General features: G+C 61.2%; 32 protein-coding genes, 1 tRNA gene and 1 pseudogene. 16 read left to right on the top strand and 18 right to left on the bottom strand.

The genetic code is table 11. From position 1 onward, the window contains the following. On the bottom strand, nucleotides 1-184 hold a 184-nt coding region (locus BKP54_RS11400; RefSeq protein ID WP_158071688.1), incomplete at its 3' end, for an alcohol dehydrogenase catalytic domain-containing protein. Nucleotides 185-264: 80 nt separating this feature from the next. Beyond that, nucleotides 265-662, bottom strand: a pseudogene (locus BKP54_RS37280) (helix-turn-helix domain-containing protein). A gap of 250 nt (nucleotides 663-912) precedes the next feature. On the opposite strand from BKP54_RS37280, the gene BKP54_RS11390 reads away from it, so the two are divergent. Continuing rightward, complete coding sequence (locus tag BKP54_RS11390) at nucleotides 913-1,857, top strand: DMT family transporter (protein WP_082523756.1); 945 nt, start codon at nucleotides 913-915, stop codon at nucleotides 1,855-1,857. 28 nt (nucleotides 1,858-1,885) lie between these two features. Here BKP54_RS11390 and lipB read toward each other — a convergent pair whose 3' ends face one another. Continuing rightward, entirely contained in the window at nucleotides 1,886-2,605 is a 720-nt protein-coding gene (lipB, locus tag BKP54_RS11385; RefSeq protein ID WP_038576894.1) for a lipoyl(octanoyl) transferase LipB, read from the bottom strand. Between the two features lie 194 nt (nucleotides 2,606-2,799). On the opposite strand from lipB, the gene BKP54_RS11380 reads away from it, so the two are divergent. Then, nucleotides 2,800-2,884 (top strand) — tRNA-Leu (locus tag BKP54_RS11380). 121 nt (nucleotides 2,885-3,005) lie between these two features. After that, nucleotides 3,006-4,418, top strand: coding sequence for a DUF6538 domain-containing protein (locus BKP54_RS11375; RefSeq protein ID WP_084814458.1), 1,413 nt, complete (start codon nucleotides 3,006-3,008; stop codon nucleotides 4,416-4,418). Here BKP54_RS11375 and BKP54_RS11370 read toward each other — a convergent pair. The 14 genes from BKP54_RS11370 to BKP54_RS11325 form a co-directional block, all read right to left on the bottom strand. Next, on the bottom strand, nucleotides 4,378-4,599 hold the full coding sequence (locus BKP54_RS11370; protein WP_084814457.1) for a hypothetical protein: 222 nt from the start codon (nucleotides 4,597-4,599) through the stop codon (nucleotides 4,378-4,380). The two genes, BKP54_RS11375 and BKP54_RS11370, sit on opposite strands and share 41 nt — an antisense overlap. Continuing rightward, nucleotides 4,596-5,192, bottom strand: a complete 597-nt coding sequence (locus tag BKP54_RS11365; protein WP_245317822.1) for a DUF4326 domain-containing protein — start codon at nucleotides 5,190-5,192, stop codon at nucleotides 4,596-4,598. Before BKP54_RS11365 ends, BKP54_RS11370 begins: the two co-directional genes overlap by 4 nt. Beyond that, nucleotides 5,192-5,368, bottom strand: coding sequence for a hypothetical protein (locus BKP54_RS35815; protein WP_158071687.1), 177 nt, complete (start codon nucleotides 5,366-5,368; stop codon nucleotides 5,192-5,194). Before BKP54_RS35815 ends, BKP54_RS11365 begins: the two co-directional genes overlap by 1 nt. Continuing rightward, nucleotides 5,365-5,805, bottom strand: a complete 441-nt coding sequence (locus BKP54_RS11360; RefSeq protein WP_084814456.1) for an ASCH domain-containing protein — start codon at nucleotides 5,803-5,805, stop codon at nucleotides 5,365-5,367. The genes BKP54_RS35815 and BKP54_RS11360 overlap by 4 nt, the downstream gene beginning before the upstream one ends. Then, nucleotides 5,798-5,971 carry a hypothetical protein gene (locus tag BKP54_RS36025; protein WP_198956829.1) on the bottom strand — a complete coding sequence of 58 codons (174 nt, stop codon included), beginning with the start codon at nucleotides 5,969-5,971 and terminating at the stop codon, nucleotides 5,798-5,800. The genes BKP54_RS11360 and BKP54_RS36025 overlap by 8 nt, the downstream gene beginning before the upstream one ends. Next, nucleotides 5,971-6,312, bottom strand: a complete 342-nt coding sequence (locus BKP54_RS11355; protein WP_128090399.1) for a hypothetical protein — start codon at nucleotides 6,310-6,312, stop codon at nucleotides 5,971-5,973. Before BKP54_RS11355 ends, BKP54_RS36025 begins: the two co-directional genes overlap by 1 nt. Beyond that, nucleotides 6,309-6,476, bottom strand: coding sequence for a hypothetical protein (locus BKP54_RS35810; protein WP_158071686.1), 168 nt, complete (start codon nucleotides 6,474-6,476; stop codon nucleotides 6,309-6,311). Before BKP54_RS35810 ends, BKP54_RS11355 begins: the two co-directional genes overlap by 4 nt. Then, on the bottom strand, nucleotides 6,469-7,380 hold the full coding sequence (locus tag BKP54_RS36455) for a hypothetical protein (protein ID WP_245317821.1): 912 nt from the start codon (nucleotides 7,378-7,380) through the stop codon (nucleotides 6,469-6,471). Before BKP54_RS36455 ends, BKP54_RS35810 begins: the two co-directional genes overlap by 8 nt. Nucleotide 7,381: 1 nt before the next feature. Beyond that, nucleotides 7,382-7,744, bottom strand: coding sequence for a hypothetical protein (locus BKP54_RS11345; RefSeq protein WP_084814454.1), 363 nt, complete (start codon nucleotides 7,742-7,744; stop codon nucleotides 7,382-7,384). Continuing rightward, the gene (locus BKP54_RS11340) at nucleotides 7,741-8,079 is read right to left on the bottom strand and encodes a hypothetical protein (RefSeq protein WP_084814453.1); all 339 of its coding nucleotides are present in this window, start codon (nucleotides 8,077-8,079) and stop codon (nucleotides 7,741-7,743) included. Before BKP54_RS11340 ends, BKP54_RS11345 begins: the two co-directional genes overlap by 4 nt. A 79-nt stretch (nucleotides 8,080-8,158) precedes the next feature. Further along, nucleotides 8,159-9,070, bottom strand: a complete 912-nt coding sequence (locus BKP54_RS11335) for a DUF2303 family protein (RefSeq protein ID WP_084814452.1) — start codon at nucleotides 9,068-9,070, stop codon at nucleotides 8,159-8,161. 36 nt (nucleotides 9,071-9,106) lie between these two features. Continuing rightward, the gene (locus tag BKP54_RS11330; protein WP_084814451.1) at nucleotides 9,107-9,460 is read right to left on the bottom strand and encodes a hypothetical protein; all 354 of its coding nucleotides are present in this window, start codon (nucleotides 9,458-9,460) and stop codon (nucleotides 9,107-9,109) included. 17 nt (nucleotides 9,461-9,477) lie between these two features. Continuing rightward, nucleotides 9,478-9,627, bottom strand: coding sequence for a hypothetical protein (locus tag BKP54_RS35805; RefSeq protein WP_158071685.1), 150 nt, complete (start codon nucleotides 9,625-9,627; stop codon nucleotides 9,478-9,480). Between the two features lie 43 nt (nucleotides 9,628-9,670). Beyond that, nucleotides 9,671-9,886 (bottom strand): hypothetical protein, encoded by a 216-nt coding sequence (locus BKP54_RS11325; protein ID WP_084814450.1) that lies wholly within the window; start codon nucleotides 9,884-9,886, stop codon nucleotides 9,671-9,673. A 379-nt stretch (nucleotides 9,887-10,265) separates the two neighbouring features. On the opposite strand from BKP54_RS11325, the gene BKP54_RS11315 reads away from it, so the two are divergent. Further along, nucleotides 10,266-10,562 (top strand): hypothetical protein, encoded by a 297-nt coding sequence (locus BKP54_RS11315; RefSeq protein ID WP_084814449.1) that lies wholly within the window; start codon nucleotides 10,266-10,268, stop codon nucleotides 10,560-10,562. On the opposite strand, the gene BKP54_RS11310 is transcribed toward BKP54_RS11315, so the two are convergent. Next, nucleotides 10,559-11,272 (bottom strand): XRE family transcriptional regulator, encoded by a 714-nt coding sequence (locus BKP54_RS11310; protein WP_234716945.1) that lies wholly within the window; start codon nucleotides 11,270-11,272, stop codon nucleotides 10,559-10,561. The genes BKP54_RS11315 and BKP54_RS11310 overlap by 4 nt on opposite strands. A 77-nt stretch (nucleotides 11,273-11,349) precedes the next feature. On the opposite strand from BKP54_RS11310, the gene BKP54_RS11305 reads away from it, so the two are divergent. From BKP54_RS11305 to BKP54_RS11245, 12 genes are all read left to right on the top strand, one after another. Next, nucleotides 11,350-11,604 carry a hypothetical protein gene (locus BKP54_RS11305; protein ID WP_084814448.1) on the top strand — a complete coding sequence of 85 codons (255 nt, stop codon included), beginning with the start codon at nucleotides 11,350-11,352 and terminating at the stop codon, nucleotides 11,602-11,604. Between the two features lie 210 nt (nucleotides 11,605-11,814). Continuing rightward, nucleotides 11,815-12,297, top strand: coding sequence for a hypothetical protein (locus BKP54_RS11300; RefSeq protein WP_084814447.1), 483 nt, complete (start codon nucleotides 11,815-11,817; stop codon nucleotides 12,295-12,297). Nucleotides 12,298-12,299: 2 nt separating this feature from the next. Continuing rightward, entirely contained in the window at nucleotides 12,300-12,530 is a 231-nt protein-coding gene (locus tag BKP54_RS11295; RefSeq protein ID WP_084814446.1) for a hypothetical protein, read from the top strand. Continuing rightward, complete coding sequence (locus BKP54_RS11290) at nucleotides 12,530-13,915, top strand: SAM-dependent methyltransferase (RefSeq protein ID WP_245317820.1); 1,386 nt, start codon at nucleotides 12,530-12,532, stop codon at nucleotides 13,913-13,915. Before BKP54_RS11295 ends, BKP54_RS11290 begins: the two co-directional genes overlap by 1 nt. Beyond that, entirely contained in the window at nucleotides 13,915-14,454 is a 540-nt protein-coding gene (locus BKP54_RS11285; protein WP_084814445.1) for a hypothetical protein, read from the top strand. Before BKP54_RS11290 ends, BKP54_RS11285 begins: the two co-directional genes overlap by 1 nt. Then, on the top strand, nucleotides 14,451-15,125 hold the full coding sequence (locus tag BKP54_RS11280; protein WP_084814444.1) for a hypothetical protein: 675 nt from the start codon (nucleotides 14,451-14,453) through the stop codon (nucleotides 15,123-15,125). The genes BKP54_RS11285 and BKP54_RS11280 overlap by 4 nt, the downstream gene beginning before the upstream one ends. Next, a complete protein-coding gene (locus BKP54_RS11275) occupies nucleotides 15,122-15,427 on the top strand; it encodes a hypothetical protein (protein ID WP_084814443.1) in 306 nt (101 codons plus the stop codon). Before BKP54_RS11280 ends, BKP54_RS11275 begins: the two co-directional genes overlap by 4 nt. Next, the gene (locus BKP54_RS11270; RefSeq protein ID WP_084814442.1) at nucleotides 15,427-15,699 is read left to right on the top strand and encodes a hypothetical protein; all 273 of its coding nucleotides are present in this window, start codon (nucleotides 15,427-15,429) and stop codon (nucleotides 15,697-15,699) included. Before BKP54_RS11275 ends, BKP54_RS11270 begins: the two co-directional genes overlap by 1 nt. Next, on the top strand, nucleotides 15,696-16,343 hold the full coding sequence (locus BKP54_RS11265; RefSeq protein ID WP_084814441.1) for a hypothetical protein: 648 nt from the start codon (nucleotides 15,696-15,698) through the stop codon (nucleotides 16,341-16,343). Before BKP54_RS11270 ends, BKP54_RS11265 begins: the two co-directional genes overlap by 4 nt. After that, nucleotides 16,340-17,584 (top strand): hypothetical protein, encoded by a 1,245-nt coding sequence (locus BKP54_RS11260; protein WP_084814440.1) that lies wholly within the window; start codon nucleotides 16,340-16,342, stop codon nucleotides 17,582-17,584. The genes BKP54_RS11265 and BKP54_RS11260 overlap by 4 nt, the downstream gene beginning before the upstream one ends. Then, nucleotides 17,568-18,254, top strand: coding sequence for a transcription termination/antitermination NusG family protein (locus BKP54_RS11255; protein WP_084814439.1), 687 nt, complete (start codon nucleotides 17,568-17,570; stop codon nucleotides 18,252-18,254). Before BKP54_RS11260 ends, BKP54_RS11255 begins: the two co-directional genes overlap by 17 nt. Nucleotides 18,255-19,043: 789 nt before the next feature. Continuing rightward, on the top strand, nucleotides 19,044-19,679 hold the full coding sequence (locus BKP54_RS11245; protein WP_084814437.1) for a P27 family phage terminase small subunit: 636 nt from the start codon (nucleotides 19,044-19,046) through the stop codon (nucleotides 19,677-19,679). Nucleotides 19,680-19,685 lie beyond the last annotated feature (6 nt).

Below are 19,685 nucleotides of genomic sequence, written 5' to 3'. Positions count from 1 at the left end.
GGCCGAGGATCGCCGGGAACAGACCTTCGGGGTCGGCGCCGGAAAGCGTGAAATCGTCGGTGTGGCAGATGCCGGTCGCCTTGACCTCGATCAGAACCTCGCCGGCCCGCGGGCCTTCGAGCTGAACGGTCATCACTTCCAGCGGCTTGCCGGCCTGAACGGCGACGGCGGCGCGTACATCCATCTATTTTCTCCTTGAACTAACAATGATTTCGGGTGGCATCGACAGAACGGCCAATGTCGCCCGTTGGAATCGGCAATGAACTAACGAATAGTCTGTTGAACGCGATTGAGCTCTATCTCAAGAGCGGCAATGGCCCTGCCAGTCTGTTCGTGCAATTTCTTGACGAGAGCCAGCTGCTCTCGAAGGCTCTCGCTCGAAACGGTCTTCGTCTCATCATCCGGCGCGCGGCCCATGCCGGCGATCAGCCAGGCGGGCGTAACACCGAGCACGCGGCGAGCATGAACAGGCGGGTGGTGCGCGGCTCCGCACGGTCGCGCTCCCAGGCGGCAACCGTTTCCACTCTGACGCCGAGCTGATCGGCAAGGTCCTTGGTCGAGAGGTTGGCCGCGTCGCGCGCGCGCCAGATGCGCCCGCCCAACGTATCTCCGTCGCCGGTGTCGCGCAGGCGAGCAATCATCGTTTCGGTGGACAAGCGCATGGATATCTCCTTTGCCACGGTCACGTTCAAAGGTCCCGGTTTCTGATCAGAGAAGTAAGAGCGCTTCTCCTCCGGGGCGGAAGATGAAATGAGCTTATAGGCATTCGGCCCGTCAGGGACCACCCCGCAGCGGCAAAAACACGGTCAAAAGCGGCTCCGACCATGAAACATGTCTTACCGTGTCGTACCCGTATGCGTTGAAAAGTGCTGCGAACGTTCTAAAGTGGCGCAGCCCAATCGGAACAAGCCCATGACCGCGTCTGCATCGACAGCAGCCAATCCCCAGAACACGGTAATGCAGGGCGTCGCCATCATGCTCTTTGCCATGATCATCCTGCCAGGCATGGATGTGATCGCCAAGTACATGGCTGTCGTCGAGGGCATGGCGCCGGCACAGGTGACGTTCTATCGATTCTTCTTCCAGCTTGTCGCCACGCTGCCCTTGCTCATTACCGTTGGTGGTCTGCGGGCGCTGCGCCCGAAAAGGCTCTGGCTCAACCTGCTGCGCGGCGTTCTTCTGGCGGCGGCGGCCTTGTTCTTCTTCATTTCGGTGAAATACATGCCGCTCGCCGATGTGTTCGCGATCTATTTCGTCGAGCCGTTCATCCTGACCTGCCTGTCCGCGCTGATCCTGCGCGAGAAGGTCGACTGGCGCCGCTGGCTGGCAATTGCCGTAGGTTTTGCCGGTGCAATGATCGTCATTCAGCCCAGCTTCGCCGTCTTCGGCGCAACATCGTTGCTGCCGGTCGCCTGTGCCTCGGTCTTTGCCTGTTATCTCCTGCTGAACCGGGCCGTCGGAACGGCCGACAGCCCGCTGACGATGCAGACGATTGCCGGTATCGGCGGAACGCTGTTCATGGTGGGGGTGATTGCGATCGGCGATCAAATGGGTGTCGCGGACTTCGAGCCGTCTCTGCCAAAGACCGCGCTCGGCTGGGCGCTCGTCGTCATCCTCGGCTCGCTTTCGGGCTATGGCCACCTCCTGGTGGTCAAGGCCTTCCAGGCGGCACCCGTTTCCCTGCTGGCGCCGTTTGCCTATTTCGAGATCGTCACCGCGACAGCGCTTGGCTATCTCATCTTCGGAGATTTTCCATCGGTCTCGAAATGGCTGGGGATTGCGATCATCGTCGTGTCAGGACTTTTCATGATCTGGCGCGAACGACGGGCCAGGGATCGCTTCATCGAAGCGCCCTGAAACATCCCTCTTCCTAATAGTCCCAAATTCAGGCTTGGTCGTTGCGGGTCGGGCCGAAGACCGTTTCGAAGGCTTCGCGCAGGCGCATGTCCACATCCGGCACCATCACCGGCAGGCCGAGATCGACGAGGCTGGTGACGCCGTAGCCGCGGATGCCGCAGGGCACGATGCCGCCGAAATGGTCGAGATCCGGATCGACGTTGAGCGAGAAACCGTGAAAGCTCACCCAGCGGCGCAGGCGAATGCCGATCGCCGCGATCTTGTCTTCAGCCGTAGACCCGTCCGGAAGTGACGGTTTCTCCGGACGGCGAACCCAGACGCCGACGCGATCCTCTCGGCGTTCGCCTTTGACGTTCATCGAACCAAGCGTCGAGATGACAACGCTTTCCAGCGCGGCGACGAACGCCCGCACGTCCTGTCGCCGACGCTTGAGATCCAGCATGACATAGACCACCCGCTGGCCAGGGCCGTGATAGGTGTATTCACCGCCGCGGCCGGTCGCAAACACTGGGAACCGATCGGGCATCACGAGGTCTGCCGCGTCGGCGCTGGTGCCTGCGGTATAGAGCGGCGGGTGTTCCACCAGCCAGACGAGCTCGTCGGCGGTGCCGGCGGCAATGGCGGCCGCTTCGCGCTCCATCGTTTCAACCGCCTGTGGATAATCGACGAGGTGATGGGCGATCCGCCAGCGAACCGGGGGTGATTCCGGGGGGGCGAACATGTCCTGGCTCAGATTTTCGCGCTGCATTTCCGTCTGCATTCCTGTTTTGATCCCCTGTACATGGGACGGCGCGCGACAAGAGTCCAGCGTTTGCAGGGCTTCGCGGGGAGGCTGTTGAAATAGTTTCTTTTCCCGTCAAATTTCTGTCGTCATGCCCTTGTGCACCCCAGAGGCTTTTGCTACATGCAGCCCCGCCGGAGCAATTCGGCACCTACCACGATGCGGTCGTGGCGGAATTGGTAGACGCGCAGCGTTGAGGTCGCTGTGGGGCAACCCGTGGAAGTTCGAGTCTTCTCGACCGCACCATTGACCTTCGGGTCATCTATTTGATTTCCCCATACAAATAGGCATTCCCCTTCGGGGGGAATTGACGTTTTCCCCTTTTCTGCACTACAGATTGCACCACAAAGCCTCCCTAAGGAACGCCGTGGGCAATCGTAAAAAGTCAGCCGTCGTCATCGCACGCGATCCAATGCGCTATCTGAAGCCGCGAGGCTCGAAGTGGCATTACATACGCCGCGTGCCCGCGAACTTCGCCCATATCGACGGCCGGGGATTGATCCAAACCTCCTTGAAAACTTCTTCGCTGGATGTGGCTCAGCTCCGTCGCGACGCGCTTGAGCGGGCCGACGATCTGTTCTGGCAGGGCCTCAGTCACGAGCACCCGGAAGATAACGCGCTCACTCGATACCAGGCCGCCAAGGCGAGGGCGGTCGCGCTGGGGTTTGAATACAAAGGTGTCGTCGATATCGCCGACAGTGCACCGATTGCTGAAGTCGTGCAGCGGCTCGCCGTTGCGGCGGCGGCGCCAGCGCGTGACCGTGAAGCCGTGCTTGGTGTCGAGGGGCAGCCAAAGCTAACCGTCCGCAAGGTCATGAAGCTCTATGTCGACGAGATCGGATTAGAAGAAACCGTTGGAATGAGCCCGGCGCAATTGAAGTCCTGGCGGAAGGTGAAACTCGCCGCAGCCGAACGCTTCATCGAAGCGATGGGCAACAAGACATTCCTGGATCTCACCCGCGTCGACGCGATTGAATATCACCGCTGGTGGCGAGAGAAGATTGCGGCCGGAAAGAAAGGCGCGAAGCCCCAACAGGAAGCAGAGAAGGGCGGCAAGGCTGCGGCGGCCCCAAAGAAGCTTTCGGGCAACACGGCCAATCGCAGCTTTGGCAATATCCGCAAGCTGTTTCGCGAATACACTCGATATCTCGCGCTCGACATCAAGAACCCCTTTGACGACCTTTCATTCAGCGACCCTAAGAGCCTGAAGCTGAAGGTGCTGCCGTTTTCACAGACTTTCATGGAGAAGAGCTTCCTCGCGGCTGGAAGCCTCAAGAGCTTGAACCGTGAAGCCAGGCTGATCTTACTGACGATGATCGAGACCGGTTGCCGGCCTTCGGAGATCTGCAATCTGACACCCGCTCAGATCCATCTCGACGCGCCCGTGCCCTACCTGCAGATAATCTACCGGGCAGACCGGAAGGTGAAGACTGAAAACAGTGTCCGTGATGTGCCGCTGGTTGGCGTCTCTCTGGAGGCCATGAAGTGCGCAACAGCTGGCTTCCCGCGCTACTTCGACAAAGAAACCAATCTTTCAGCGACGCTTATGAACTATCTGAAAGATCACGAGCTTTTGCCATCGGCAAACCACCGTGTTTACTCGATTCGTCATGCTTATGAGAAGCGGATGCTGGAGGCTGGCTTTGATGATGAATTCCGCCGGAGAATTCTGGGGCACGATACTGATCGGCCCGACTACGGCGATGGCGGCGAGCTGTCTTGGCGCCGCGATCAGATGCTTAAGATCGTGCTTCCGTTTGATGCTTCGATCCTCGGCTGAAGGCGCGAGCAGCGGCTAGCCTGTCAGTCTTGCTGCGCATCGCCTCCAGCTCGCGCTCTAATCGCTCGAAAATGGGCCAGAGCTTATCGCCCCAGCTTTCCTCCTCCATGATGAGCGCGCAATTGGCCATCGCCTCGCGCAGGTCATCCTCGGTCACTTTGGGGGAGATGCGGCTGGTCACCGCTGTACCTCCTGGCGTGCAGGGCTGTTTGCGATTTCGAGCAGTACGTCGGCGTGGCATGGCTCGCCCGGCTTGCACCAGCATGCGAGGTTTTGGCCCTTCAGATCGCGCCGGATCTCCGCCGCTGTTGGCGGTTTGCCCATCTCAGCAATCTCGCCGCCGATCCACGCGTCAAAGCAGCGGACGGCATGCTGCCGCCATGTGCCCTCGATAGGTTTGCGGCCCATCTCTCTCCATATCGACTGCAGATCTGTGAAGTCCAGTTCGGTGACGGGATTGCCGTATTTGGACGGGCGCGCGACGATCGCGGCCGGCAGGCCGTTGGTCTCAAGGCTGTGGCGCTGGAGATTAAAACCCTTGGCTCTGGAAAGCTGAAGTCGGACGGGCTCGGCAATGCCGGAAACCGCAACCGTCAATTTTGCGTCCCGATCGACGGGTTCCATTGCATTCAGGGCGTCGATCAGGGCCTGATCGACGCCGAACGATTGCGCGAGCAGTTGTGCCCTGACGCGGGCCTGAAAGAATCCGGCCCGGTGGATAGCCTTCTGGTATCTCTCTCGGCGGCGCCGGTTGGTGCGGTTCTGATCGGTCATCAGATGCCCCCTACGTAGGCGGCGCACCATGAGATCACGATGCAGGCTACGGCTGCCCATATGTGAGCGTTCTTGTCATTGGCGGCGATCTTGCCTCGGCCGATCTGGAACATGGCGAGGATGCCGGCCGCGAAGAACATGAGCGCGAAAAAGTAGGCAATGGCTGTGGCGATCATCGGCGCTCGCCTTTCAGGTTCTTGCGCCAGTCAAACATGCTGAGCGCACCGTTGACCGGGATGAACTCTACCGGGCGAGGGTTTGCCAACCGAAAGCCATAGGCGCCGGTGTCGTTGCCGAAAAACCACGGGCTTTCGGACTGGCTGACGCAATCGACGATATCGACCGCGCCGACGATGCCGCCACGCGGCAGTTCGGCGAGTGCGGGCATGGTCGTGCCCGGCGGAAAGGGGTGCGTCTCGCTGATCTCGTGCACTGTGGCGAGGCAGCCTTCGAACTCGGCTTTGGTGAGGCCTTTGGCTGCATGAAGCGCGATGGAGCCACGGAAGCGGGTGCGCCAAGAGCGATTCTCGATGTCCTTGCCGGCGTGCAGAATGCACCATGCCCACGGCTGACGGATCGAGAGTGCGAACTGGGGGATAGCGGCATCAACCATTGGCCTTCTCCCTAATGATCTTGACTTTGCGGATGGCGCCTTCGGTGACGTTGCGACGCTCAATTGCGACCTTGCGGGCATCGGCAACGCAGGGCGCCTCAATGTCCAGCGGCGGAAGATCCGGATCGTGGAAGTGGATGCGGAAGGGGTAAAGCTGAGAAGACATCAAAGGAACCTCACGCCGGTCACAGGGAAGGCGCGGCGCTGGTCAACGGTCGCGACGAGAAAGAAGGCTTCCGGGTCGCCGGGCTCAACGTCGTCGACCGGGCGAAGCCAGAACTGAGTGAGGACCGCGCCGCCGGCTTCGTCGATGATCTCGCGGGCATCGGCGGCGAATGCCGGCGACAGGTCGTTGAAGGCTTTGACGATGGCCTCCTCGGCGTCGTCGGCGAGTGTGAAAGGGTTCACGTGGCCACGCACGAATGCGGCAAAGGGCTCGCCCTGGTCGGTCACAAGAGCCTGCCAGGCGTGCTGGATGGCGGTGGCTTCAAGCATTGCTGCGCTCATTTCCTGGCATCCTTCACGAGGTTGATCTTTTTGACGAAGCCGCCGGGGTTGGCGACGCGGGCTTTCTGTTCGGCAAGCATCGAGTTTCCGGCCGTGAGCACGATGGTTTTTCCGCCATGAAAGAAGACGCGGAAAAGGGGGAGGCTGGCGGTCAAATCAGCCATGTGCGCCTCCAGGAAGCGGCGAGCGGACGCCTTTCGGCTTCGATTCGTGCTTGGCGCGGATCTGCTCGACCTTCGACCAGACGCGGATGAGTTCCGCCTCTCTGGCTTCGTCGAGGTCGATGCCGCGCGCATTGCAGAGCGCGGCCAAGGTTAACTCGACGCCGCCCACTTCCTGACGCGCATCTCCGACCGGGCGACTGAACACATAGTCGATCAGCTTTCTCGCTTCGTCGGCTGTAGCGCCGCAGGACTGTGCGAGTTCCAGAGCTTCTTCGAGAAAGCGGAAATTGCGCTCGGCAGGATCTCCGATACCATTGCCAAAGCAGGCGTCCGTCCATTGGCGGACACGCTTCTGGTAAGGCAGCACGGTGCGCGTCGCTGGGGTGCTCTGAATGGCAACGCCGAGCTTCAGTGCGTTGGCGTGAAGTTCTTTGAGGCGGGCAAGTGACTTGTCGATCAGCTTCTGCCTGTCCGAGACCTCAAGATTGCGTAGCATGATAGCAGCCTCGCAATTGTGCCTGGCGGCCTCCAGTGCTTTTTCCCGTTCGGCGAAGAACGTGTTCTCGTACATCATAGCGCCGTCGTGGGTGACGTTGGGCCAGCCCGGCTCTTCGCAGAGCTTTTCGATGATCTCCGCGCCCTGGTAGGTGAAGACTGGGATGGAGGCTGCGAAGGTATCTTCCGATTGCACCGCTCGGCGCAGCTGTCCTGGGTCGGCCTGCATCTCCATCTGGTAGCGTTGGAGATCGGCGTTCAAGGTCCGGTCGGCATGCTTGACGATTTCGCCCGTCATGCTGATGACGATGATTGCGTGGATGTAGGGTGAGCCGATGCAGATGCCTTCTTCGGTAACTTGCACAATGTGGTTGATCCGGTAGCGCTCTTTGACGTTTTTCCAGCCCATTTCAGTAGCCCCTGCCTGGATTGTCGCAGTAGCCGTCACGGTCGTAGTGCTCGCGGAAGCGCCGCCATCCGTAGCGGCTGGCGTCGATGACCGGCATCAATTTGCCGTCGAAAAACTCGAGTTTGCCGGGGACTTCTTGGGGAGCGCTGGGGGCGTCTGCCGGTGTAGCTGCGGAGGCTGCCTTTCGGCGCTGGACGGCATCAATGACGTCGTCGAGGTCGTCGCTCGTCATCAGGAAGTCGGCTTCGTCTTTGCCGGGCGTCCGGATGAGAACCGTGATCTTCGCGCCGGCTTTGAAGTTTGCCAGCATCTGATCCATGTGGTCGGAGACCGTCTCCTGCACGATTTGGAGTTTGGTGGTCATGTCCGCTTCTCCAGCGCCGCCCGGTGCATGGAGATGGCCGCGACGGAAAAGGGACGAACGTCGGCGCCACCGTCCTTGCGCGAGCGCCAGCGATAAATGACCGTCTTGGCGGCAAGAAACTCGATGCGGCCCTCGTTGCGGTTGCGCAGCCAGCGCGGACGGCGGACTTCCAGGAACACGGTGGCGCGTCGCTCAGTCGTGTCGAAGGCTGCAGCGATCTCGGCGGTCGAGTTGCCGGCCAGCACCATGCGGCGGATGCGGTCAACGTCTGACGGCGTCAGGTTTGCGGGGAATGTGCTCGTGCGTTCGGGCACGGCTTTGCTGCTTGCGGACATGGCTCTATCCTCAATCGGTCAGGTTCAATTGTGAGAAAGGGGTGAGGGCGGCCGAAGCCGCCCTATTGTTGTCGGCCTATCAGCCGGCAGACATCTCGGGTGCGCCTTCGAACTTCGGCAGGCTGGTTTCGTCAGCGGCGCGGTTCAAGTCAGAGCGCACCTGGTCGGTGATGTAGCGATCCGGCCGGTAAAGCTCGCAGATCCACGTCAGCGACCCGCTGATCAGGCGGTAGCGCAGGCGGACGGGAATGCGGGTAGGCTCGCCCATGAAGAACGGCGAGATTTGCAGGACGAACACGCCCGGAACCATCAACGGTTCGCCGCTGGCGTTCTTGTGGTCTTCCTCGAACAGGATTTGAGTTTCGCCGGTCTGAAGCCTCACCGCCTGCTTTACGCGGGTCTCGGCGTTGATCTGCAGGCCACGCGACAACATGACGATGTCGTTGGGAAAGCCGACCTTGGCCCCGAACATGCGCTCGAAGTCGGTGCTTTCGTCGTGATGAGGCGATGACAGATCGGCAATGTGATTTTCGATGAACTCCGCGAACGCCGTCTGGTCCATATTCTTGCCGTTGATGGCAAGCCATGCCTTCCATTCCTCGGACAGCGGGAACTGATAGTGAATGCGGTGCTTGCCGTTATCGGGGCCGTTGGCGTCGTGGTAGTCGATCACAGCCGTCAGGGCCGGCTTCTGCCAATCGGTCTGCGCGAAGATGACGCTGTTGTCCTGCTTGTGGCGCAGGATCAGATCGATGAAGGATTCCAGCGTCTCGGCGCGAGCGGTGCCAACCTTGCGCTCCGGACGGGTGCGCCACGGCGCCAGCTGATCATAAAGGCTGATCACCCGGCCGCTTTCGGGGTGGGCGAGCGCCGGGATCTCGGACGGCAGGCCGTTGATCTTCTCGGGGAGGGTGATCGAGATCACCTTCATCTCCGACTGTTTGGCAAGTTTGGCGACGGCTTCGACCGCGCCTTTATCCAGTTGTTCCACGGTGTTTCCTTTCGTGGCGTTCGAGGTTGGGGAGGCTTACTGGCTCTGGCGCGTCGGCTCTTCGGAGGAGACCGCGCGCGGCGTGAACATGTCGTGCTGGCGCGGGTGCTCGGTCGAAAGGGCGCCATCCTCGACGACCCAGAAAACGGAGTTCTTGCGCGGGCGCTTCGGCGTGACGGAGGAGAAGTCGGCAGCGATCGTCGCCATGCCGTCCTTCACGGTGAAGCTGAGTTTCAGGGTGGTGGAGCCCTTGAACGTCGCGCCCTGGCTGCCTTCCGACATGTCATAGAGCTTGTTCAGGGTTTCGCTGACCTCGCCCGACAGGGCAGGGTTGAGCTGGCCGTTTTCCAGCAGACCGATGATCTGGCTGAAATCGCGGATCTTCTTCATGAGGGTTCCTTTCGGGGTCAGGCCACGATGCGCCAGAGGGCGAAGAGGGCGATGGTGAGGAGGCTGCAGGCGATGCCGCAGGCCACGCCGCGAAGGAAGTCGCTCGCCTGGTCGGCATGCTCGATCTCGCGGCGACGCTGATCGAGGTATTCGTCGGGAAGGACCATGTGTGGGCGCGTTCCCGCGAGGCGTGATTGCGGCTTCATGGCGTTAAGCCGCGTGACAGGCGGAAATGCGCACGCGAACGTGGCGGGCGGATTGCTCAAAGGCGAGTTCGCGGGCGGCGTCACCGTATTTGACGAGCTGCTGCTGCGTGAAGCCTTTCAATTTCATGGCAGTTTCGGTGCAGCCCTCACCGAGCAGGCGCATGGCGTCGGCCATGGAGTGGATTACCTGTTGCGGGGTGTTGCCGAGCGGGTTCTGCATGGGTCGTCTCCTGTGGATTTCGGGTCGATGCAGGTGAAAATAAATCCAACTAACGAAAACGTCAATCTAGTTATGGATTTATTTTCCAGTCATCTGATTCGACTCGACTCTCTCGGAGTTCTCTGGATTTATGAGAACCAAAGGAGAACAAACATGTCTGTCGCGCTACGCTATCAGCCTCGAATTTTCGTTCTGCATGTCCGGTGCGAGAACTGCGTAAGGGAGACTTCGAGGGTGGTTGAGGTGCCGCCAGTCGACGATGCGCCTTGCGACGTCGACGAGTTGGTCGAGAGCGGGGTGCTCTCCTCGCTGACGTATTGCTGCACTCAGTGCGACTGCAGAATTGGGCAGATCATTGGAGTTAGTCAGGAGCGAAGCTATGCCACATGAGGTAACGGAGTTTGTGATTGTGCCGCCCGTTGAGCAGCGTGCGCAGATCCATGGTGCGAAGGAGCGGTTTGTTGATTACCTCGTCCGTCGCTTCCCTGGCTATGCGTTCAAAGTGTCGGCGGTCGCCCCTGTAGGAGAGATGGATTGCTACATGATCTATCCGATCATGAACTTTCTCGGTCCGGACGGAAACTCCTACATGTGCACCAAGCCGCCGGCATGGTTGCTCGGCGAAATCAGCCGCGCATGCGATGACTTTGATGTCGAGCGAAGCTTCGCCGCTTAGTAGGTGAATTCGTTCTGGACGCGTCGAACAAGGCCGATGACCTCGACCCGCGTGCCGTCATCGGCGTCCGCGTCTCGTTCGACTACGATCGGCTTGTGCTTCGGATTCGTAGAACGGGGGTGAAACTCGGTGCGACCTTCGTAAATCTCAACCTGCTTCACTGACCATTCGCGAGTATGTCCGCCGTCACGCGTGCGCTCGACTATGACGACCATTGCATCACGAAGAACTGCTTCGTTTGCCACGTCTTCATATGCAACGGCGATAACCCGGTCGCCATCCATGATGGGTCTTGGCCGAAGGTTGTTCATTGAGTCCCCGGAGACATCGAAGACGATTTGGCGAGCTTGAGGAAAGCGCTCATCCGGTGGCACTGAGATCAAAACCGGCTCCGACTGATCGAACTCATCAACTTCACGAAATGCTCCAGCCTCCACCCGGCCCACCACCTGGGCGGCGACCATCCTGCCGGGCATCAATGTCAGTTCGCTCTGGGCCACCTCGATGCCATCTCGAAGCCAAAGGAGGGGGCGCTTGATCGTACGTGCGAGCGTGTCCAGCACATCTCCTCGCGGCTGCTCAATGTCGCCTCGCAGGTACTTGTTGATGTTGTCGTAGGGAATGCCTGATCGACGGGCAAGCTCGGCCTTGTTCCAGCCAAGTTCCTTACGTCTCTCGTCCAATCTTTTCCACCAAGCCATGGTCGCCATCATAGTTTCGGAATTATTTTCCGGGTTGGATTTCACTTGCCTTGTAAGTGGATTTAAAATCCATTATTGATGCGTGCATGAGCACGATCAGCATTAGGCAAATCATCAAGGACGCGGGTGGCGCCGAGGCAATCTCGAAGGCCGCTACCGAAGCGGGCGGCGACCTGTCGAAGGATGCCGTTTACAAGTGGGCGAAAACCGGAATCCCGGACCGTCACTGGCCGATCATTATTGCTCTCACGGACCATGGGCCGGTTGCTCTTTATGCCGCAAATTGCGCGGCGAGGGGCGTGTCCGTAGCCGCTGCCTGCCCGATGGAGGCGGCGGAATGAAGGTTTCCCCGCAAGTGCCCTCCCTCCTCTCCATGGGCCTTGCCACCTGGCAGGGGCGCGCCACTGGCCTGCGCGTCCCTGCCTCTGTTTTTGCGTCCGCCTATCCATGTGGGCCTCCGTGATCTGATGTCCCATTCGTAGCGGTTCGCCCGCGCGACTTCAGTGAATCCTTTCCCGTTTTTATTTCCTTGCTTTCAGTGGGGTGATTTCGTGCGCCTGATTTCCGAACAACAGATCCTTGCCCTGAAGGGCGTTACGGATGCCTGCTACCGCCTGGGTGGTGGTGTCACTTCGTTTGCGATGCTGACGCGCGTCGCGGTCTCCAGTCTCGTCAAGTATGCCACGCTCGGCGAGCGTCGGCCCGATGGTTCCTATGAGCATGGCCAGTCGATGATCCCGATCGACATCGCCGTCGAGGCGGACATGCGCGCCGGCTCGCCGATCATCCTTTCGGAAGCGGCGCACATGCTGGGCTTCGATCTCGTGCCCTCGGCAGGGCGGGAAGGGGTCAAACCTCTTACCGAACTCGATGCGCACCGCGTCCTTTCGCAGACAATGGATGTCTCCAAGGCGATCATCGATGCCGGCGCGGATGGCAAGTACGACGCGCTCGAAAAGCGGACGATCCATCGTGAGGCGCTCGAAGCGATCCGGGCTCTCGAACTAGTCGCCGCCGCGACGGCGGAGGGCTGACCATGGGCGTGTCCTTCACCATTACCCCTCTCAAGCCCGCTGAGCGGGCTTTTCTGCGTCGGCTTTCCGAAGTGGACGGCCAGTATTTGCTGGCGTCCGGTCTGCGCGAAAAGCTGGCCGGCTGCGCCCTAGCGCAGATCGGCTATGCGCGCCGGCATTCCATCTACCCGCATCGCTTCGCCATTGCGGCGGCGGGCGAATACTACTTCGACCGGTTGATGAGGGCAGACTGATGGATATGACCGCGATGCTCTCACCCGAACAGAAAGACATCCTTCGCGCGGTTGCCGCAGGTGAGTACCGCGCGCCCGATGGCGGCGGCAAACGCCGTATCCAGCGGCTGCATCAGCACGGCCTCGTGCGGCGGCATGACACCGATATGATGCTGTGCTTTCCGACTGATGCCGGCATGACGCTGGCGCGCGATCTCGGGCTGCTCGACGCGGCGTCGCCGGAGCCTGCCTTGCCGGCGGCCACGCTTGCGGTCGAGTTCGGCCTGGTCGAGGCGCCGAAGCCGGCGAAGGTGCCGGAGATTGTCACGATGCTGGAGACGGCGGCGCGGCTCTTCGACGAAGGCGACATCCAGCGCGCACGGGTGATTGCCGACGGCGCATATGATCTCTCGCAGGCCGAAGCGCGGTTCGCCGCGAAGTATGCCGCGACGCGGGAACTGGTGCCGAAGTTCCGGCAGCTGCAGGGTGACGCGTTGCTGATGGAGACGCGATGCAAAATCCAGCTCGCCAAGGCTTACGACGCCGCGCAAGAGGCCGGCCAGGCTGCGAAAAAGGGTCGGCCGAAAAATGTCGCGGCTGACGACATTTTCAAACAGGCGGAAGCGGGCCTAACCCGGCAGGAGATTCACGACGCGCGCAAGCTGGCGGCGGCGGAAGAAAAGATGCCTGGCATCGCCGAGCGGGCCATTGCCGCTCGTGTCGCGGCTGGCCTCGCGCCGACGCGGGCAAACCTGAAGGCCGCGATCGGCACGAAGACGGCGACGAAGGAAGAGCGCGGAAACAATCTTTACGAGACGGGGGAGGAGGCGACTAGCGCAATACTTGCGCTTGAGCAGTTTTCCGCAACCGTGGATGAGCCGTTCTGCGGTCGCGGCGCAATCGTCCGGGCGCTTGAGGACGCCGGCTATGACGTCGTCCTCGGCGACCTTGTCGACTACGGCACCACGACAAAAGATGGCGTGGTGCAAGACGTCGTCGACTATCGCGAAACGGAAGGTCCGTCGCACGATATCGTTTCGAACCCGCCCTACGGTGACGACATGAACTCCTGCATCGCGCATGCGCTGCGGGTGCGCAAGCCGCGCAAAATGGCGCTGTTGCTCAATCTCAATGTGCTCGCCGGCTTCGAAGATCCTGATCGCAACTACATCATGGAGACGTGCCCGCCGGCGCGGATCTACGTGATGAAGCGGCGGGTTCCGATGATGCATCGCGACGGTTGGGACGGAAACAAGGCGTCCAGCCAGATGAACACGATGTGGTGCGTCTGGGAGCTGCAGGAAGACGGCACCTATGGCGACACGACCACCATAAAGCGGGTCGATTGGGCCTACACGTGGAACCCGGCCACAGGCCCGGAAAGCGACGTGGAAGGCGGGGAGTGATGGCCGACTCTCCCGATCGTACGCGCGAGAGGGCGCAACTGGCACGATTCCGCGACATCGCCGACCGGCTGACGGGCGACGATTGGGAGCTGGACGTTGCCGGCTCGGTGATGCGCGTCATCTCGAAGCGCTCGACCGGCGAGTCGGTCGCTCTCTGCGCCATTCATCAGGACGCTATTGCGCCGGAACTTGAGCTGCTGTCGAGTTCCCTCGATCTGCTGCGACTTTTCCTGTCCCTTCAGGATCGCGCGGCGCAGGCCGTGCTCGATCTTCGTGGGCGGCTGGAGGGTCAAGCGCGCGCAAACCGGCCGCTGAGTCAAGTTGCCGCGACCCTCTGCGGCAAGCCCACGTTTCAGCGGTTCCTCGAAGGGCGTGGCGCAGGCGGGCAGGTGCGTACGCAGGCGGAAGCGGACACCCGCCTCAAGTTCCTGCTCGCAATCCAGTCAAAAAAGCAGCTCGACGATGACGCGTCGTGCGCCGCGCGGTTTCGCAAGCTGCGTCGGGACTATGACCTTTACATGCGTGCGAGGCCGGCATGAGCGCGCGCGCCTTTCCCGTCGACCGCATTGGCACGACCGACACCGGCAATGCCGCGCACGGGTATCGCATCCGCTGCACCTGCGGCGCCGTCTGCTTCTATCCGCTCAAGCGCGGCGTGAAGCGCCGGACGCCCGAATCCATTCCGCAACATTTCCGCAGCTTCGGCTGGCAGGTCGGCACGACGGATCGGAAGGACCGTTGCCCGGAATGCCTGAAGCGTGCGGCGCCAACCCCAGAGGAGACCGAGACGATGACGACGCCCCAGAAAGGGCCGGCAGTGAACGTGCCGCCGCTCAAGGCAGAACCGCCGCCGGAGATGAGCCGTGCCGACCGACAGATCGTGTTTGCCAAGATCTCGGATCACTACAGCGGCGAGGGCTATTGCGTCGGATGGACCGACAAGCGGCTGGCGGAAGATCTCAACGTTCCGTCGGCGTGGGTGCGCGAGGTGCGCGACCAGTTCTTCGGCCCGGAAGGCTCCAATCCGCTCCTCGATCAGTTCCTGAAGGCTCGGGCGGAGTTCAATCGCGAGTACCAGGCCGTGATGGAGGTTCGTAAAAAGCACCTCGACGACGGCAAGTCGCTGCGCAATCGCCTCGATGATCTCGACGGCAAGGCGCGTGATCTGGCCGGGCTCGCCAAGCGGGTGGAAAAGGAGATCGGCCGATGACTGCTGCTCTTCTCCCTATCGTCGAGGAACTGTTCGACGCAGCTGATCATTCGGAGCGCGCTCATTGGTTGCTGGCCGTGCCGCTCGACGTGCTCGTGCGGGAGCGGGTGTGCATCCGCCAGGCGCTCGTGAAGGCCAATTTTCCGGAAGGGCTGGCTTATCTCGAAGCCGAGATTGCGGCGCTTTCTGCTGTTCGCGGTCGTGACGGCCTCGCGCCGATCACGATTCGCACGACGCGGGAATATGCTCGCATCGGTGTGCAGGTTATGGCGCGCGGGAGCGCAATGGAAGGAGGGAACTGATGGGGTTCCCTGTCCAATTCGACGGCGCCAACGTGCTGCTGAGGGCGCCAGAGGGCGCCGAGAATGTCTCCGACTTGCATACCTTCACCAACGGTTTGTGCTCGGTCTCGTGCTGGGAGCTTTCGTCGGAAGAACTGGCCGAGATCAACCGCACCGGCCGTGTCTACCTATCGGTCTTTTCCGGTCGTACGCAACCGCCGGTCTTCGTGGGGGATGAGGCCGCCGTCCGCTCTGTGGTCGTCGATTTCGGCGGCGTTGGGAGGCGGGCATGAAGGTTCTCGTCGGTTGTGAAACTTCCGGCGTTGTCCGTCGCGCCTTTGCCGCCATGGGCCATGATGTGTGGTCTTGCGACATCTTGCCGGCAGACGACGGCAGCAACCGCCATATCATCTGCGACATTCGCGACCTGTTGGGCGATGGCTGGGATTTGCTCGCCGTGATGCACCCGCCGTGCACGCGTCTCTGCAATTCGGGCGTTCGGTGGCTCACGGCGCCGCCGAAGGGGCGCACGCTTGCGGAAATGTGGGCAGACCTCGACGCCGGCGCCGCCCTGTTCTCCGATTGCTGGAATGCGCCCATTGAGCGTGTAGCGGTCGAAAACCCTGTGATGCACAAGCATGCGAAGGAACGGATCCGCAACTATCAGGCGCCGGCACAGACCGTGCAGCCGTGGTGGTTCGGCGATCCTGCCTTTAAGGCGACGTCGCTCTATCTTCGCGGGCTTCCGAAGCTCGACGCGACAGATCGCCTGACGCCGCCGGCCACGGGCTCAGATAAGCATAAGCGATGGTCGCAGGTTCATCGGGCGCCACCCGGTCCCGACCGTTGGAAATTCAGATCAGCCACCTATCCGGGCCTCGCGCAAGCGATGGCGACGCAATGGGGCGGCAACGTTATGCAGGAGGCGGCGGAATGAGCCAGGAGGCGACCATTCGCCGTGGCGTGCGCAATGCGCGATACGCGGCAATCCCGAACCATGTGTTTGAAGACGCGAGGCTTTCGATGGAGGCGCGGTGGCTGCTCGGCTACCTGCTTTCCAAGCCGGACAACTGGACTGTCGTCATTGGCGACATCATCAAAAAGGGGAGCTGCGGGCGTGACAAGGCGCGCAAGATGATCGCCGAACTGGTCGAGTTTGGCTACGCCGAGCGCGAGCAGCAGCGGGACGACGGCAAGTTCGGATCGTCGATGCTGGTCATCTTCGATGAGCCGCGCGACATGCCGGAAAACATGGCATCCGGCGGAAGTGTTGCATTTCTACCGCAGACTGAAATGCCGGCGCCGGCATTGCCGTCGCCGGTTTTGCCGGCGCCGGTAAAATCGGCACATAGTAATAACTTAGATTCAGAAAATACTGATTGTAAGAATCTGAGAGAGGGCGTGCGCGAGGCGGAAGGGCAGGAAGATGCCCGCAAAGTCGAGGGTGCGTTCTGGGATGTCGTGAAGGGATGGCCTGACGGTCGCGGCATGCCGAAAGAGAACTGGAGGCGTGAATGGTTCGCTCTGACGCCAGAGGAGCGGATCGAGGCTGCTCGTTTTCGTGATGCGTGGCTGGCGCTGGTCGGTAAGAAACGCGACCACATACCGGTTCCCGGAACCTATTTCCGGGAAAAGCTTTGGCGCGACGTGCCGTCGTCCGACGAGGTAGCGAAGTCTACCAGCGCTATGGCTGCGCCCTATGGCAAGCTCTGGAACGCAACCCGTATTGCCGACCTCCTGTGCCCTCCCACCGGCGTTATCGCCCCGCCGACAGCGTTCGAGAAGCTCCAGATCGACAGCGGTAAGACGACGTTCGCCGATGTGATGGCTGAAAAACGCATGCGCAGCGGCTGGCCGATCGTGAACACCATGCACGAGCGCACCAGGGATCGGGACGAAAGTCGACGAGGCTGGGTTTGCCCCTTGGCGCTCAAAGGGGCGGCCGCCGACTTTGAGCAAGTTCACAGTGGTTCTGACCTGATGGAAGCGTGGCAGCGCGAGCATAAGCGCCGTGGCTGGCCCTTCTTCGCCGGGCGACTGCCTGAGTGGATCTACTTCCCGGCGACTAACGCCGATGAGGAGCTCGACCGCGCCGTTGCCGAAGCGGCCGACCGATTCCGCGACCAGATTTCCGATTATCTCGCATCAAGGAGCAAGGGCGATGATCATGCAGCGTAGGGTTTACGAGGGCGTCCCGGTCATCATTGACGATGCTCGGGTAGATCCGGCCAGAATGGCGAAGGCCTGGGCAAAGGATGAATGGCGCACGATTCGCGCCAGCATGCTGTCGATGGCATCCGCGAATCAGCTGGGCGAAAAGGGCTGGTATGTGCTCCAGACGTTCGCTGGATGCGAAAAGGGTGTGGAAAGGGCGTTGGCTGAAAAAGGCGTCATGGCCTATCTGCCCCTCGTTCCCGGCGGCAAAAGGGTGGTTCGTGGGAGGGCGATTCAGTGCGCCGATAAGCCGGCGATGGCGGGATATGTCATGGTCTGCGTGGTGCCTTCGGCTGCAGCTTTTGCCGGGCTGGTGAGGGTGCGCAACGTCGAATGCATCGTTGGCGGGGCGGAAGCGCCTCATCGCGTTAGCGACGAAACCATGCGGCGATTCAAGATCATGCTTGGGGAATTCAGTGAAGCCGAAGCCCATGCACAAGAGTTTGCCGTCAAGGATTGGGTGAGGTTCGAGGAAGGGCCATTCACGGGCTTCAGTGGCCGCATCACGAAGATCCGGAAGATGGTCCCGGTACGCGGAATGAAGCCCATTGCCGTCGAAGGACGCGTCGATGTGGAGATCGGCGGCAAGGTGACATCGATCACGACACCTCTTGCCTTCCTCGGGAAGTTGTGACTTTCATGCCCTCGGATGATCTGCTGATCCTGAGCAAACGTGAGGCGCTGGTAGCGTCTCGGAGCCGTCCACTAGATGGGCCGCAAGGGAGATACCTCCCACGTGGGTACGCCGGGCAGACCCAACCCTGACAGCCTCGACGAGAGGCACCGATTCAGGGCCAATGCGCTAGCTATGACCAGACGACAGGCGGCCGAGAGGTCGCCTTTGTCGTATCTAGGGTATGAAGCGCGCTAAGCAGTTTCGACCTACCGGTGCGCCGACCAGGCAAGAGCAGAAGCGGCAGGCAGATCGGTGGCGCGGAAGCGCCAGCGAGCGCGGTTACAATCATCGTTGGTCGAAGGCCAGCAAGACGCACCTTGCTCGCAGTCCGCTGTGCGTTGGCTGTGAGGCCCTCGGTAGGGTCGAGCCGGCAACACTCGTCGACCACGTCGATCCTCACCACGGCGATCCCGACAAGTTCTGGGACACCAGCATGTGGCAGGCGTCATGCAAGTGGCATCACGACAGCGTCAAGCAGCACCTTGAGATCCTTTATGCGCATGGTCGTATCCCTCTGTCTGAGCTGTGGTTGAACAGCGAGACCGCGATCCGGGTCGCGAGGGGAATGCGGTGCGACGAGGTCGAGGGCTGACACCGCAGGGGTGGGGGGGAGGGTGAAAGTCTGGCCCCCTCCACATCCTGACCGGCGGCCTCACAACAAAAAAATCGGCGCGATATTTTTAGGCGATAACTTTTTTTTCGGGACCGGGTGGGGCGGTTGGCCGACGAGCGGATGACTGATCGACCATGGGACGGCGCAAAGATGACCCGCTGTTGCAGGCTGCGAAGGGGTTTCCCGGTCGCCGTCGTGGCAAGGTCGAAAAGGAAATCGAGGCTGCGGCCGAGGCGGCTGCCGCGCAGCCGGCAACGGCTGCTGACCCGTTTCCGATACCTGACGAGTTTCTGAAGGCGCCGGCCTATTGGGCCATGGCGATCAAGATCTGGAAGGAGCAATCGGAAGTTTTACGGACGGCAGGTCGACGTCGACCAGGCTACCGCCGAGCGCTGGCGCGCTACTGCATTTGGTCGCAACTCTTTATCGCCAGCTCTGAGCAAGTGCGAAAGCAGGTGCCGAACGGGGGGACCACCGTAAAGGTCAAGCTCGGTCACGGTGAATTCGTGTACCGCACGCACCCGTCGATCGACTTCATGGCGAAGGCCGAGACGGCGTTGCGGCTGCTGGATGCTGAATTCGGCTTCACGCCGGTTCGCGACCAGGACCTGGTGCGTGTCGAGTCGTTCAACGCCAGCCAAGGCAAGCTGCCGCTCGGCGGCGCGCACCCGGCATCGCCAGCCGCACGCGCCGACAGGCCGCCGGCATCCGATCCGATGGATCTCATGAACGGCAGCGACAGCCAGCCGCCCGGCGCACTGCCGAACTGAGGAGGC

This window comes from Ensifer sp. 1H6, from assembly GCF_001976035.1.
In the GTDB taxonomy this organism is placed as follows: domain Bacteria; phylum Pseudomonadota; class Alphaproteobacteria; order Rhizobiales; family Rhizobiaceae; genus Ensifer; species Ensifer canadensis.
This window is presented reverse-complemented; position numbering and strand designations above follow the sequence as displayed.

Coding starts and splice junctions, on each gene's coding strand:
- BKP54_RS11390 (WP_082523756.1), top strand. CDS start 913: ATGACCGCGTCTGCATCGACAGCAGCCAATCCCCAGAACACGGTAATG.
- lipB (WP_038576894.1), bottom strand. CDS start 2,605: ATGCAGCGCGAAAATCTGAGCCAGGACATGTTCGCCCCCCCGGAATCA.
- BKP54_RS11365 (WP_245317822.1), bottom strand. CDS start 5,192: ATGACCGATCAGAACCGCACCAACCGGCGCCGCCGAGAGAGATACCAG.
- BKP54_RS35815 (WP_158071687.1), bottom strand. CDS start 5,368: ATGATCGCCACAGCCATTGCCTACTTTTTCGCGCTCATGTTCTTCGCG.
- BKP54_RS11360 (WP_084814456.1), bottom strand. CDS start 5,805: ATGGTTGATGCCGCTATCCCCCAGTTCGCACTCTCGATCCGTCAGCCG.
- BKP54_RS36025 (WP_198956829.1), bottom strand. CDS start 5,971: ATGTCTTCTCAGCTTTACCCCTTCCGCATCCACTTCCACGATCCGGAT.
- BKP54_RS11355 (WP_128090399.1), bottom strand. CDS start 6,312: ATGAGCGCAGCAATGCTTGAAGCCACCGCCATCCAGCACGCCTGGCAG.
- BKP54_RS35810 (WP_158071686.1), bottom strand. CDS start 6,476: ATGGCTGATTTGACCGCCAGCCTCCCCCTTTTCCGCGTCTTCTTTCAT.
- BKP54_RS36455 (WP_245317821.1), bottom strand. CDS start 7,380: ATGGGCTGGAAAAACGTCAAAGAGCGCTACCGGATCAACCACATTGTG.
- BKP54_RS11345 (WP_084814454.1), bottom strand. CDS start 7,744: ATGACCACCAAACTCCAAATCGTGCAGGAGACGGTCTCCGACCACATG.
- BKP54_RS11340 (WP_084814453.1), bottom strand. CDS start 8,079: ATGTCCGCAAGCAGCAAAGCCGTGCCCGAACGCACGAGCACATTCCCC.
- BKP54_RS11330 (WP_084814451.1), bottom strand. CDS start 9,460: ATGAAGAAGATCCGCGATTTCAGCCAGATCATCGGTCTGCTGGAAAAC.
- BKP54_RS35805 (WP_158071685.1), bottom strand. CDS start 9,627: ATGGTCCTTCCCGACGAATACCTCGATCAGCGTCGCCGCGAGATCGAG.
- BKP54_RS11325 (WP_084814450.1), bottom strand. CDS start 9,886: ATGCAGAACCCGCTCGGCAACACCCCGCAACAGGTAATCCACTCCATG.
- BKP54_RS11315 (WP_084814449.1), top strand. CDS start 10,266: ATGCCACATGAGGTAACGGAGTTTGTGATTGTGCCGCCCGTTGAGCAG.
- BKP54_RS11310 (WP_234716945.1), bottom strand. CDS start 11,272: ATGGCGACCATGGCTTGGTGGAAAAGATTGGACGAGAGACGTAAGGAA.
- BKP54_RS11305 (WP_084814448.1), top strand. CDS start 11,350: ATGAGCACGATCAGCATTAGGCAAATCATCAAGGACGCGGGTGGCGCC.
- BKP54_RS11295 (WP_084814446.1), top strand. CDS start 12,300: ATGGGCGTGTCCTTCACCATTACCCCTCTCAAGCCCGCTGAGCGGGCT.
- BKP54_RS11290 (WP_245317820.1), top strand. CDS start 12,530: ATGGATATGACCGCGATGCTCTCACCCGAACAGAAAGACATCCTTCGC.
- BKP54_RS11285 (WP_084814445.1), top strand. CDS start 13,915: ATGGCCGACTCTCCCGATCGTACGCGCGAGAGGGCGCAACTGGCACGA.
- BKP54_RS11280 (WP_084814444.1), top strand. CDS start 14,451: ATGAGCGCGCGCGCCTTTCCCGTCGACCGCATTGGCACGACCGACACC.
- BKP54_RS11275 (WP_084814443.1), top strand. CDS start 15,122: ATGACTGCTGCTCTTCTCCCTATCGTCGAGGAACTGTTCGACGCAGCT.
- BKP54_RS11270 (WP_084814442.1), top strand. CDS start 15,427: ATGGGGTTCCCTGTCCAATTCGACGGCGCCAACGTGCTGCTGAGGGCG.
- BKP54_RS11265 (WP_084814441.1), top strand. CDS start 15,696: ATGAAGGTTCTCGTCGGTTGTGAAACTTCCGGCGTTGTCCGTCGCGCC.
- BKP54_RS11260 (WP_084814440.1), top strand. CDS start 16,340: ATGAGCCAGGAGGCGACCATTCGCCGTGGCGTGCGCAATGCGCGATAC.
- BKP54_RS11255 (WP_084814439.1), top strand. CDS start 17,568: ATGATCATGCAGCGTAGGGTTTACGAGGGCGTCCCGGTCATCATTGAC.
- BKP54_RS11245 (WP_084814437.1), top strand. CDS start 19,044: ATGGGACGGCGCAAAGATGACCCGCTGTTGCAGGCTGCGAAGGGGTTT.